At 66.5% G+C, this 13,225-nt stretch carries 9 protein-coding genes; 6 read left to right on the top strand and 3 right to left on the bottom strand.

Annotated elements, in window-relative coordinates:
• Nucleotides 1-5 precede the first annotated feature (5 nt).
• The 3 genes from CAL22_RS19240 to CAL22_RS19230 are packed head-to-tail and all read right to left on the bottom strand — an operon-like array spanning nt 6 to nt 5,884.
• Entirely contained in the window at nt 6-1,472 is a 1,467-nt protein-coding gene (locus tag CAL22_RS19240; protein ID WP_094815908.1) for an efflux transporter outer membrane subunit, read from the bottom strand.
• 14 nt (nt 1,473-1,486) lie between these two features.
• Nucleotides 1,487-4,672, bottom strand: a complete 3,186-nt coding sequence (locus CAL22_RS19235) for an efflux RND transporter permease subunit (protein WP_094815906.1) — start codon at nt 4,670-4,672, stop codon at nt 1,487-1,489.
• Nucleotides 4,673-4,696: 24 nt separating this feature from the next.
• Nucleotides 4,697-5,884, bottom strand: a complete 1,188-nt coding sequence (locus tag CAL22_RS19230; protein ID WP_094815904.1) for an efflux RND transporter periplasmic adaptor subunit — start codon at nt 5,882-5,884, stop codon at nt 4,697-4,699.
• A 240-nt stretch (nt 5,885-6,124) separates the two neighbouring features.
• On the opposite strand from CAL22_RS19230, the gene CAL22_RS19225 reads away from it, so the two are divergent.
• The 6 genes from CAL22_RS19225 (at nt 6,125) to CAL22_RS19200 (ending at nt 13,205) form a co-directional block, all read left to right on the top strand.
• Nucleotides 6,125-7,150, top strand: coding sequence for a LysR family transcriptional regulator (locus tag CAL22_RS19225; RefSeq protein WP_094815902.1), 1,026 nt, complete (start codon nt 6,125-6,127; stop codon nt 7,148-7,150).
• Nucleotides 7,151-7,240: 90 nt separating this feature from the next.
• Entirely contained in the window at nt 7,241-8,350 is a 1,110-nt protein-coding gene (locus CAL22_RS19220) for an AI-2E family transporter (protein WP_094815900.1), read from the top strand.
• Between the two features lie 80 nt (nt 8,351-8,430).
• Nucleotides 8,431-9,198, top strand: coding sequence for a phytanoyl-CoA dioxygenase family protein (locus tag CAL22_RS19215; RefSeq protein ID WP_094815898.1), 768 nt, complete (start codon nt 8,431-8,433; stop codon nt 9,196-9,198).
• Nucleotides 9,199-9,296: 98 nt separating this feature from the next.
• Nucleotides 9,297-9,797: a sigma-70 family RNA polymerase sigma factor gene (locus tag CAL22_RS19210; RefSeq protein WP_244193946.1), complete on the top strand. Its 501-nt coding sequence runs from the start codon at nt 9,297-9,299 to the stop codon at nt 9,795-9,797.
• Nucleotides 9,794-10,774 carry a FecR domain-containing protein gene (locus tag CAL22_RS19205; protein WP_094815896.1) on the top strand — a complete coding sequence of 327 codons (981 nt, stop codon included), beginning with the start codon at nt 9,794-9,796 and terminating at the stop codon, nt 10,772-10,774. Before CAL22_RS19210 ends, CAL22_RS19205 begins: the two co-directional genes overlap by 4 nt.
• 67 nt (nt 10,775-10,841) lie before the next feature.
• The gene (locus tag CAL22_RS19200) at nt 10,842-13,205 is read left to right on the top strand and encodes a TonB-dependent siderophore receptor (protein ID WP_094815894.1); all 2,364 of its coding nucleotides are present in this window, start codon (nt 10,842-10,844) and stop codon (nt 13,203-13,205) included.
• Nucleotides 13,206-13,225: the final 20 nt, after the last annotated feature.

The following is a 13,225-nucleotide window of genomic DNA, read 5'->3' as shown; positions in this document are numbered from 1 at the left end:
CGCGTCTAGCGCGCGGCCAGCGCGGGCGAGGGCAGCCCCCAGCCGCCGCCCAGCGCCCGGATGAGATCCACCGTGGAACGTGCCTGCTCGCCGGTTAGCTGGACGGCCGCGCGGCGCTGCGCCAACACACTACGGTCGGCCTCGATGACATCCAGGTAGCTGATCGAGCCTTCGCGGTATTGGGCATGCGAAATGCGGGCGGCGCGCGCCGAGGCGTCCACGGCCTCGGCCTGGGCGCGGGTTTGCTGGCCCAGGATGCGCAGATTGGCCAGGTTGTCTTCGACCTCCCGGAAGGCCGTCAGCACGCTTTGGCGGTAACGCGCCACGTCTTCTTCGTACACCGCGCGCGCGCGATCCAGGCCCGCCTGCCGGCTTCCGCCATCGAAGATGGGCAGCGATAGGGCTGCGCCCACCAAGGGGCCGAGCAGGAAGGTCCGCGAGGACCACTGAAACAGATTGCTCAGGGCCGAGGACTCATAGCCCAGCGCGCCGGTCAGGTCCAGCCGGGGGAAGAACGCCGTCTGGGCCACGCCCACGCGTGCATTGGCCGCGGCCATGGCGCGTTCGGCGGCGGCGATGTCCGGGCGGCGCTCCAGCAAGGCCGAGGGCAGCCCGGCAGGCACGGCGACGGCGACCGGGGTCAGCGGTTGCGGCGGCAGGGTGAATTCCGCCGGCGTCTTGCCCAGCAGCACGGCCAGCGCATGCTCGGCGGTGGCGCGCTGGCGCTCCACACCGAGCGCATCGGCCTGGGCCTGTGCCAGCTCGGCTCTGGCGCGCGCGAGGTCCAGCTCGCTGATGTCGCCGGCATCAAAGCGCCGTTGTATCAACTGCAAGGTGGCCTCGCGCAGGCTGACCGTCTGGCGGTAGAGTTGTGACTCGGCGTCGCGCTCACGCACCAGGAAGTAGGTCGACGCCACATCGGCCTGCAAGGCCAGCAGCACGGAGCGATAGAGCGCTTCGCTTTGCTGGGCATCGGCCGTGGCCGCATCCACGTTGCGCGCCACGCGGCCAAACAGGTCGGCCTCGTAGGCCACGCTGGCTTGCGCACGCCAGAGTGTGGTGCTGGCCGCCGGCCCGTCGTCGGCCAGGCCTTGGGAGGCGGGCGAGGCGCGTTGCCGCGTCGGCCCCAGGCCCGCATCCACCTTGGGAAAGGCGTCCGCGCGGGCGTCACGCTGCAGCGCACGCGCCTGCTGCAAGCGGGCGGCGGCGGCCTTCAGGTCCTGGTTGGCGGCCTGAGCTTCTTCCTGCAGCGCATCCAGGCCCGGGTCGCCAAAGACCTGCCACCAGGGGCCGCGCAAGGCGTCCTCCGCGGGTTGGGCGGCCTGCCACTGGCTGGCCGGGGCCGTGCTGGCTTCTTTGTAGTGCGCCGGGATGGCGCTGGCGGGTCGTTGATAGTCGGGGCCGACCGCGCAGCCGGCCAGCACCAGCAGGGCGGCGAGCAGGCCGGCGCGTTGAACGATAGGTTTTTGCATGGCGATGTCCGGGCTCAGTGTTCGAGATGAGGCGCGGGAACCGGCGCTTCATGGGGGTTGGCCGAATGCAGCTTGCGCTTGCTCAGGCTACGCAGGACCACATAGAAAACCGGCGTCAGGAAGAGGCCGAAAAGCGTCACGCCCAGCATGCCGAAGAACACGGCCACGCCCATGGCATGGCGCATCTCGGCGCCGGCGCCGGTGGACAGCACCAGCGGCACGACACCCATGATGAAAGCGATGGACGTCATCAGAATGGGCCGCAAGCGTAGGCGGCTGGCCTCGATGGCGGCCTGCAGGGGGCTGGCGCCCTGCATTTCCAGTTCGCGGGCGAACTCGACGATCAGAATCGCGTTCTTGGCCGACAGCCCCACCAGCACCATGAAGCCGATCTGGGTGAAGATGTTGTTGTCGCCGCCGGTCAGCCAGACTCCGGTGAGCGCGGCCAGGATGCTCATGGGCACGATGAGGATGACGGCCAGCGGCAGCGCCAGGCTCTCATACAGCGCCGCCAGCACCAGAAATACCAGCAGCACCGAGATGGGGAAGACCCAGATGCCGGCATTGCCCGCCAGAATCTGCTGATAGGTCAGGTCGGTCCACTCCATCTTCATGCCACGCGGCAGCACCTCGGCGGCGATCCGCTCGGCGGCGGCCTGGGCCTGGTTGGTGGAGTAGCCGGGCGCCGGGCCGCCATTGATGTCGGCGGCGGTGTAGCCGTTGTAGCGGACCACCATCTCCGGGCCGTAAGTCTGCTTGAGCGTCACCAGCGAAGACAGCGGCACCATGTCGCCGGCGGCATTGCGGGTCTTCAACTGCAGGATGTCGTCCGGGTGCGCGCGGAAGGGCGCATCGGCCTGGGCCCGCACCTGGAAGACGCGGCCGAAGCGATTGAAGTCATTGACATACATGGAGCCCAGATAGATCTGCATGGTGTCGAAGACCTCGGTGACCGGCACGCCGAGCTGTTTGGCCTTGACGCGGTCGAGGTCCACGTCGAGCTGCGGCACATTGATCTGGTAGCTCGAAAATGCCGGGCCCAGTTCGGGCGTCTGGGCCGCGCGGGCAAGAAAGGCCTGCGCGGCGCGGTCCAGCTCGGCATAGCCCATGGCCGCCCGGTCTTCGATCTGCAGCTTGAATCCGCCCAGCGTGCCCAGGCCCAGCACCGGCGGCGGCGGAAAGACCGCCACGAAGGAATCCTTGATGGCGCCGAACTTCTGGTTCAGGCTGTCGGCGATGGCGTTGCCCGACAGAGCCGCCGTCTTGCGCTCGGCAAAGGGCTTGAGCGTAACGAACACGATGCCGGCGCTGGAACTGTTGGTGAACCCGTTGATCGACAGACCCGGGAAGGCGATCGCGCTTTGCACGCCGGGTTCGGCCAGGGCGATCGCCGACATGCGGCGAATCACCGCATCGGTGCGGTCCAGCGAGGCGCCATTGGGCAGTTGCGCAAAGCCGATCAGATACTGCTTGTCCTGGGCGGGCACGAAGCCGCCAGGCACCAGATACGCCACGCCCACCGTCAGCGCCAGCAGCAGGACGTACACGCCCAGCGCCTTGCTCTTGTGGCGGATGACGCCCTGGACATTGACGGCGTAACGCTCCGAGGCGCGGCCGAACATCCGATTGAATGCCGCGAAGAATCCCCCCAGATAGCGATTCATCTGCCGGGTCAGCCAGTCGGGGCGGTCGTGGTGGCCGCGCAGCAGCAGGGCCGACAGCGCGGGCGACAGGGTCAGGGAGTTAAAGGCCGAGATCACCGTCGAGATGGCGATGGTCATCGCGAACTGCTTGTAGAACTGGCCCGACAGGCCCGTCATGAAGGCCAGCGGCACGAAGACGGCGCACAGCGTCAGGGCGATGGCGATGATGGGGCCGCTGACCTCGCGCATGGCGCGGTAAGTGGCGTCCCGGGGCGACAGGCCGGCGGCGATATTGCGCTCGACGTTTTCCACGACCACGATGGCGTCATCGACCACGATGCCGATGGCCAGCACCATGCCAAAGAGCGATAGCGCATTGATGGAGTAGCCGAACATCAACAGCAGCGCGAAGGTGCCGATGATGGACACGGGCACCGCCAGCAGCGGGATGATGGAGGCGCGCCAGGTCTGCAGAAACAGGATGACCACCAGCACCACCAGCGCGATGGCTTCGATCAGGGTGTGGATCACGGCCTCGATGCTGGAGCGCACGAACTGCGTCGGGTCGTACTCGATGCGGTACTCCACCCCGGGCGGGAAGTCCTGCGCCAGCTCCTGCATGGCGTGGCGCACCTGGGTGGCGACATCCAGCGCATTGGAGCCGGGCGACTGCATGATGCCCATGCCCACCGCCGGTTTGTTGTCCAGCAGCGAACGCAGGCCGTATTCCTGGGCATCGAGTTCGACCCGCGCCACATCGCCCAGCAGCGTTACGCCGCCGTCGGCCGACGTCTTGAGGATGATGTCGCGGAACTCTTCTTCGGTTTGCAGGCGGCCGCGCGCGTTCACGTTGAGCTGCAGGGGCACGTCGCCCAAGGTGGGCGAGGCGCCGATCACGCCGGCGGCGACCTGCACGTTCTGCTCGCGGATGGCATTGACGACCTCGGTGGCCGTCATGCCCCGTTGCGCGACCTTCTGCGGATCCAGCCACACCCGCATGGCGTAGTTGCCCGAGCCCCAGACCGTCACTTCGCCCACGCCATTGATGCGCGCGAGGCGGTCCTTAATGTTGATGATGGCGTAGTTGCGCAGGTAGGTGATGTCGTAGCGATCGTTGGGCGAGAGCAAGTGCACGACTAGCGTCAGCGTGGGCGAGCTCTTGACGGTGGTCACGCCCAGGCGCTGCACGTCCTGCGGCAGGCGGGGCAGGGCTTGCGAGACACGGTTCTGGACGAGTTGCTGCGCTTTGTCCGGGTCCATGCCGAGCTTGAAGTTGACCGTCAGCGTGAGGTTGCCGTCGCTGTTGGCCTGCGACTGCATATAGATCATGTCCTCGACGCCGTTGATGGCCTCTTCCAGCGGCGAAGCCACGGTTTCGGCGATCACTTTGGGGTTGGCGCCTGGGTATTGCGCGCGCACGACGACCGACGGCGGGACGACTTCGGGGTATTCGGCGATCGGCAGCTGAAACATGGCCAGCAGGCCGGCCAACAGAATCAGCACCGACAGCACGCCCGCGAAGATGGGCCGGTCGATGAAGAATTTGGAGATGTTCATGGGAGGTTCCGGGCCTGGTTATGCTTAGCGCAGCGCCGCCGAGGCCGTCTTGACGGCTTGCGGCGCGGTGTCCATGGACACGTTCTGGGGGGCAACCACCGCGCCCGGGCGCACCCGCTGCAGGCCATTGACCACGATGCGCTCGCCTTCGGCCAGACCTTGCTCGACCACACGCAGCGGCCCGACGTTGGCGCCCAGGGCGACTTCGCGATAGACGGCATGGTTCTGATCGTCCAGCACCAGCACGTAGCGTTTGTTCTGGTCGGTGCCGATGGCCTTCTCGTCGATCAGCACCGCGGTGCGCGGCGCGCCGCCGCCCAAGCGGACCCGGGCGTACAGCCCCGGCACCAGGTTGCCATTGGGGTTGTCGAACACCGCGCGCACGCGGATGGTGCCCGAGGTGGTGTCCAGGCGGTTGTCGACGTATTGCACTTCGCCTTCGCGCGAATAGCCGTCCTCATTGGCTAGCCCCAGTTGCACGGCCACCGGCGCGCCCGTGGCCAGCGCGGGATGGACATACTTCAGATAGGTTTGCTCGTCGACATCGAAAGCGGCGTACATGCGCGATACCGATACCAGGGTGGTGAGCGGCACCGACTGCGCCCCGGCATTGACGACATTGCCCACGGTCACCTCCGCTCGCGACACCCGGCCGTCGACCGGCGCGGTGATGCGGGTGTAGCCCAGGTTCAGGCGTGCCGACTCCAGCGCGGCGCGCGCGCCCTGCAGATTGGCGGCGGCCTCGCGGGCGGCATTCTGCTTTTCCTCGAAATCGCGCTTGGCGATGGCGTTCTCGCCCAGCAGGCGCTGGCCGCGCGCCAGATCGCTGGCGGTATAGGCTGCCCGGGCCTGCGCCGCGGCCAACTGGGCGCTGGCCCGGTCGACTTCGGCCGCGTAGGGGCGCGGGTCGATGGTAAAGAGCAGATCGCCCTTGTTGACCCGGGCGCCGTCGCGGAAATGCACGGCGGTCAGCGTGCCGGCGACCAGGGGGCGGATTTCCACCCGGTCGATGGCCTCCAGCCGGCCGGAGTAGCGCTGCCAATCGACGATGGTGCGCGCCAGCGCAGGCGCCACATCCACGGCGGCGGCCGCCGGTTGGCCCTGGGCGTGGGCCTGGCCGGAGGTGGCGGGCAACCAGGCGTAGCCGGCGCCGGCGGCGATCAGGGCTGCGGCGAGCGACAGGACGGCAATGCGATGGCGCGAAGGCGTCATGGTGTTTCCTTGGGAGAGATAGCGGGGCGAATCGGCCGCGCAGAGCGGGGGACGCGAGCCGGAATGTTGCGTTGCGGGAGACGCGGACAAGCCGGTGGGCCGATACAGATGAGCCGGATTCTGTGCCTTTTGTCGGACCGAATAAACAATGCTTATTCGGCAATACTGTTCGGCATGGACGTACAATCAAGCCGAAATCCGCGTTATCCTAGGCGGACAATTTCTTGATAGGACAGGAAGATGGACCGCTTTCAGGCCATGCAGGTCTTCGTCCGGGTGGTGGAGGCCAATAGTTTCACGCGCGCGGCCGACAGCCTGATGCTGCCCCGCACAACGGTCACCACCGTCATCCAGAACCTCGAGCGCCATCTGGGGGTGCGGCTACTCAATCGCACGACACGCCGCATCAGTCTTACCCCCGACGGCGCCGCCTATTACAAGCACGCCACCCGCATCCTGGCCGAAGTCGAGGAAACCGAGGCGTGTTTTCACGATGCGGCCCTGCGGCCGCAAGGGCGCTTGCGTGTCGACGTGCCGGCCTCCATTGGCCAGCTCATCCTCATCCCGGCGTTGTGCGAGTTCCACACGCGTTACCCGGATGTCGAGCTGGTCATCGGCATGGGCGACCGGCGCGTGGATCTGGTGCAGGAGGCCGTGGACTGCGTCATCCGCGGCGGCGAGCTGGAAGACTCCAGTCTGGTGGCGCGCCGCATCGGTACTTTCCAGACGCTGACCTGCGCGGCGCCTTCCTATCTTGAGCGGCGCGGCACCCCGCAGACCCTGGAGGATCTGGCCCAGGGCCATCAGGCGGTGCATTACTTTTCTTCGGCCGGCCGCAACTGCGCCTGGGACTTCGTGGTCGATGGCAAAGAGCAATTCGTGGACGTGCCCGGCATCGTGTCGGTCAATGACTGGGGCGCGCATCTGGCCTGCGGCTTGCAGGGTTTCGGCCTGATTCAGACCGCGCGCTACATGGCCTTGCCGCATCTGCAATCGGGCGCCCTGGTCGAGGTGCTGCCGCAATGGAAGCCCACGTCGGTGCCCATTTCACTGCTCTATCTGCAGAACCGCCAGCTCTCGCCCAAGGTGCGGGTGTTCTCCGACTGGGCGGCGGATCTGTTTGCGCGTTGCCCACTGTTGTCGGGCCGCGACGAGAACGCGGCCGAGGGCTATCAATGCAAGATCGAGCAGCCCACCTTGCTGCCGGCCGGCGAGCACGCCGCGCGCCGCCGGGTGCCGCAGGACGTGCCCGAGTTCGTGATGTAACCGGCCGCGGTCAGGCCGGCAGGGGGCGGCGCATAAAAACTAGGTATATTGCGAAGGTCTTCACCGCGATACCAGAGAGCCGCCCCGCCCATGCAGCAGCCTGTCTTTCCCGCCTACCTCATCGCCCGTTGGCTGTTACTGCTGGTCGTGGCGGCGGGAATCTACTTTCTGTCAGGCTTTCTGGTCCCGGCGCTGGCCGCGCTCATCATCGGCCTGGCCACCTGGCCGCTCTATGAAAAAGTGGTCGAGTTCTGCAAGGGGCGCAACGCCCTGGCGGCGACCTTGGCCCTGTGTGCCGTCATTCTGGTGCTGGTCGTGCCGCTGTCGCTGGCCCTGACCTACGCCTTCAAGGAAGCCAGCAACTTCATCGGGTGGGCGCTGGCGGCCAACAAACACGGCGTGGATGTGCCGGCCTGGATTTCTTCGCTGCCCATCGCGGGCGAGCGGCTGTCGGTCTACTGGACAACCTATCTGGGCGAACCCCATGCCTTGGGGGCGCTGGTCGAGATGGTCAGCGGCGAGCATCTGGGCAATATCTATCGCATGGCGCTGTCGGCCACCGGCAATGTGTTCCAGTGGCTGCTGACCCTGCTGTTCATGCTGATCACGCTGTTCTTCGTCTACAAGGACGGCACGCGCATGGTGTCGCAACTGGACGTGCTGGGCGAGCGTGTGCTGCCGGCGCGCTGGCAGCGTTTCTCGCGCGTGGTGCCCGCCACCGTCAGCTCCACGGTCACCGGGATGTGCCTGATCGCGCTGGGCGAAGGCGTCGTGCTGGGCCTGGCCTACTGGATCGCCGGCGTGCCCTCGCCCGTGCTGTTGGGCGTGATCACCGGCTTCATGGCGCTCATCCCGGGCGGCGCGCCGCTGTCCTTCACCCTGGTGTCGCTCTACCTCATCGGCTCGAATCATCTGGTGGCCGGCCTGGGGCTGTTCATCTGGGGCACGGTGGAGCTGTTCATCGTGGACAAGACGCTGCGGCCCAGGCTGGTGGGCGGGCCGGTCAAATTGCCGTTTCTGCCGACCTTCTTCGGCCTGGTGGGCGGGGTCAAGACCATGGGCATCGTGGGCCTGTTCGTCGGGCCGGTGCTGATGGCGCTGTTGGTGGCCATCTGGCGCGAATGGGTGCGCAACACCGAGCGCGATCGCGACCTCGAACGCAACTGGCCGGCCGAGCGCGGCCCCGGTCAGGCGGACTGATACCGGCAGGAGTATGCTTGCCGAGAGGCCGCTCAGGCAGCGGCTTCGCCCCAAGCAATCCTTGCCCGTAGAGAACAGAGATGTCTACCCCTTCGGTTGCCGGCCTGGTCGCAACCCTGCGCCAACAGGGTTTTGTGGTGGCCCGCAACTTTGCTTCGCCTTCCGAGGTGCAGGCCCTGCGCGCCGCAGTCCTGCATGACCTGGCAAACGTGGTCGCGCCCGTCGAATACGAAGCCGATCTGAAGTACCCCGGCGCGCCGGCCTCGCGCCAGGCCGCCGGCGGGCTGACGGTGCGCCGCCTGCTCGACGCCTACGGCCGCGGCCCGCAGTTTCAGCGCTGGGCCACCCAGCCTGCCATCGCCGAAGTGCTGCGCGCCTATTACGACGGCCGCTCGGCGGTGCTGTCCACCGTGCACCACAACTGCATCATGACCAAGCATCCCATGTATGGCAGCCTGACCGGCTGGCATCAGGACATCCGCTATTGGTCGTTTTCCGAACAGGATCTGGTGTCATGCTGGCTGGCGCTCGGGCCCGAGGCCGCGCATAACGGCGGGCTGTTTTTTCTGCCGGGCTCGCATACCGCCGCCTACGAGGCCGAGCGCTTTGACGGGCAGAAATTCTTCCGGGACGATCTGCCTGCCAACCAGGACTGGATCGCGCGCGCGGTCAGCCCGGAGCTGGCCGCCGGCGATGTGGTCTTTTTCCATTGCCGCACCCTGCACGCCGCGCAGCAGAACCGCAGCCAGGAAGTGAAGCTGTCGCTGGTGCACACCTATTACCCGCAGGACTGCCACCCGCTGCCGGGCAGCCGCTCCGACTCGCGGCCGGGGGTGGCGCTGGGCTAGCGTGCTGCAAAATCGCCACACCTTGCCGCGTGCAACTAGGTCATTCAATTGATAACCATTATCATTATTGGCTTTCCAGACTGCAAGGCGGTGAACGCGTGTCGGCGATCAATCAGCCGCATCCCTCTTTGGATGCGCTGTATCGGAATCATCATGGCTGGCTGGTGTCGTGGCTGCGCCGCCGCTTGGGCTGCGCGCACGATGCCGCCGATCTGTCGCATGACACCTATGAGCGTCTGATCGTCAGCGGCCGCCTGCCGGCCGAAGGGCAGGACCGGGCTTTCCTGATGCAGATCGCCCGTGGTCTGGTCATCGACCTGCACCGCCGCCGCGCGCTGGAGTGCGCCTATCTCGATGCGTTGGCGCAATTGCCCGAATGCCATATGCCGTCGGCCGAATCCCGCGCCCAGGCGCTGCAGACGCTGGTGGCCATCGACGCCGCGCTGGACAAGCTGCCGGCCAAGGCGCGTGAAGTCTTCATCCTGTCGCGCTTCGAAGGGCTGATCTACTCCGACATCGCCCAGCGTCTGGGGATCTCGGTGGCGCTGGTGCGCAAGCACATGCTGCGCGCCGCCCAGGCCTGCCTGGAGTTTCTGTGAACAGTGCCGTCATCCCCAAGACCGTGCTGGATCAGGGCCTGCAGTGGCTGGTGCTGATGTGGTCGGGCGAGGCTAGCGAACACGAACAGGCCGCCTTGCGCCAGTGGCGCGGCGCGCATCCCGATCACGAGCGCGCCTGGCAGCGTCTGCAGCATATGGACTCCCGGCTGCTGGACATGACCCCCGCGCCCGCCGTGCGTGCGCTGGCCGCCAGCGGGCGGCAACAGGCGCGGCGCAAGGCTTTGCGCCTGATGGGCTTGGGCTTGGCGGCCGGAGCGGGGCTGGGCGCGGCCGGGCTGGCCTGGCGCGAAATCCCGGTCTATACCGCGGCTTACCGCAGCGCCACCGGGCAGCGGCGCGATATCACGCTGGAAGACGGCACCCGCATTACCTTGAATTCCGACAGCGCCATCGACGTCGATTTCGATGCCCGGGCGCGGCGCGTGATCCTGCGCCGTGGCGAGATCTATATCGAAACCGGCCATGCGCCGTCGGCGGCTGGCCGGCCGTTTCTGGTGCGCACCAACCAGGGCGACGTCCGGGCGCTGGGCACGCGCTACAGCGTCTGGCAGCAGCCGCAGCACGTCTCGGTCAATGTGTTTGAGGGCGCCGTCGAAATCCTGCCCGAGGATGGGCAGGCCCTGCGGTTGCAGGCCGGCGAAGGCACGGTGTTCAACGCCCGGGGGGCTGAGCGGCCCCAGGCCGCGCAGCCGGCCGCCTGGGTGCAGGGGCTGCTGGTGGCCGAACGCATGCGCCTGGACGACTTCCTGGCGCAGGTGGGGCGGTATCGCCCGGGCTTTCTGCGCTGCGAGCCCCAGGTGGCCGACCTCATCGTGTCCGGCGTTTATCCGCTGGCCGACACCGATCGCATTCTCGCTGCCTTGCAGACCGCGCTGCCCTTGCGGATTTCACGCCTGACGCGTTATTGGGTTAGCGTCGGGCCCGCGCAGTTACAAAATAGTGATCCACAACCGTAGCACTTTGCGTGGCTCGTCCGGGATACCTGCATAACCCGCAACGTTATGCCTTCTGAGGATATCCCGTATGCAAGTCCCCGCTCTTCCCGCCGCGCTCGCCTTGGCTCTGGCCAGCACCGTACTGCTGCCCCCGACCGCCGCCCAGGCGGCCGAACCCGCCACCGCCCAGCAGCGCAGCTACAACATCCCGGCGGGCTCGCTCGATCAGGTGCTTAACCGTTACGCGCAGGACGCCGGCGTCATGCTCACGGTGGACGGCGCCCTGACGGCAGGGCGCCAGAGCGCCGGCCTGCGCGGCAGCTACGGTTTGAATGATGGCTTCGCCGCCATTCTGTCGGGTTCGGGGCTGGCTGCCGTGACCCAGGGGTCGGGTTATGTCCTGCGCCGCCTGCCGCCCCAAAGCGGCGACGTCGCCACCCTGGCGCCGGTCAGCGTGAGCGGCAGCGGCGCGGCCGGTGATGCCACGTATGTCGCCGAGACCAGCCGCGCCGGCAGCAAGACCGAGACATCCATCCTCGATGTGCCGCAATCGATCTCGGTGATCACGCGCCGCCAGATGGAGGCGCAGAACGCGCAAAGCGTCACCGAAGTCCTGCGTTATGTGCCGGGCGTCAACGTGGAAACCTACGGCATCGACCCCAAGGGTTTCGACTGGGTGATGATCCGGGGTTTCAACGCGCAATCCTCCAGCGACTACAAAGATGGTCTGCGCCAGGGTGGCTCGGGCTACACCTTGTTCCGCTCCGAGCCGTTCGCGCTCGAGCGCATTGAAGTGCTGCGCGGCCCCTCATCGGTGCTGTACGGCCAGGGCGACGCCGGCGGCATCATCAATCGCGTGAGCAAGATGCCGCAGGCCACGCCGCACTACGAGGCCGAGCTGGAGTACGGCACCTACCAGCGCAAGCAGGCGGCGGTCGACCTGACCGGGCCCGTCAACGAGGACGCCACGCTGATGTACCGCGTGATCGGCGTGGCACGAAACGCCAATACGCAGTTCACCTACCCCAATGGCGACCGCATCGAGGATGACCGCCGTTATATCGCGCCGTCCTTCACGTGGGCGCCGTCGGCCGACACGCGCTTTACCCTGATGGCCGAATACTTGCGCGATCGCAGCGGCGGCACCATCGGCACGGTGACCATCAACGGCAAGCCGACCAACATGCGCAACGGCGATCCCAACTTCAATCGCTTCGACCAGGATCAGAAGTCCGTCGGCTATTTGTTCGAGCACCGCTTCAACGAGACCTTCCAGGTGCGTCAGAGCATGCGTTATGGCCAGGTCAACGCCATTCTGGACAACCTGCTGCTCTCCGGCCTGGGCGCCACCGGCATCCAGCGCGTGGCGCGCCGCTTCGATGAAACCATGGCCAACTTCGCCATGGACAACCAGCTGCAGGCCGACTTCAAGACCGGACCGCTGGCGCATACCGTGCTGGTGGGCCTGGACTACAACCGGGTGCATGCCGATGCCCGCCGCGACACCGGCTCGGCGCCGGCGCTCAACCCCTACAACCCGGTGTATGGCATCGACGTGCCCACGCCGTCCACGCCCATCTATGACGGGCTGGAGCGCACCTACCAGACGGGTCTTTATCTGCAGGATCAAATCAAGATCGCCGAACGCTGGATGCTGACGGTGGGCGGGCGTTACGACTGGTACGAGCAAAAGCTCGAAAACCGTCTGAGCCAGGTGGACAGCAAACAGACCGGCGAGCACTTCACCGGCCGCGTGGGCCTGAACTATGTGTTCGCCAACGGCGTGGCGCCCTATGTGAGCTATGCGCAGTCCTTCCTGCCTAACTCCGGCACCACGGCTACCGGCAGCACTTTCTCGCCGTCGCAGGCGCGCCAGTGGGAAGCGGGCGTGAAGTATCAGCCCGTGGGTAGCAGCGCGCTCTACACGGTCGCCGTCTTCGACATCCGCAAGACCAATGTGCTCACCAATGACCTGAGCAATCCGGGGTTTGCCATCGCCGCCGGCGAAGTCAAGTCGCGCGGGGTGGAGCTCGAAGGCAAGTTCAGCCTGGGCTCGGGCTGGGACTTCACCGGCTCGTATACCTTCGTCGATGCAGAGATCAGCCGCTCCAACGATGGCACCAAGGGCAATCGGCCGTCGCTGGTGCCCGAGCACAGCGCGTCGGGCTGGCTGAACTACACCTTCCGCGACAGCCTGCTGGCCGGCCTGTCCGTGGGGGCGGGTGTGCGTTATGTGGGTTCGACCTATGGCAACAACACCAATACGCTGAAGATCGACTCCCACACGCTGGTCGATGCCGGCCTGTCGTATACCTACGACAAGCAGCTGACGTTCTCGGTTAACGCCACCAATCTGTTCGACAAGGACTATCTCGCCACGTGCTCTGATCTGACGGATTGCTACCCGGGCAATAAGCGCGCGGTGATCGGCCGGGTGAAGTACAAGTTCTAAAGGCAGGCATTGGCCTGGCG

This window comes from Bordetella genomosp. 12 (assembly GCF_002261355.1).
Lineage (GTDB): Bacteria > Pseudomonadota > Gammaproteobacteria > Burkholderiales > Burkholderiaceae_B > Bordetella.
This window is presented reverse-complemented; position numbering and strand designations above follow the sequence as displayed.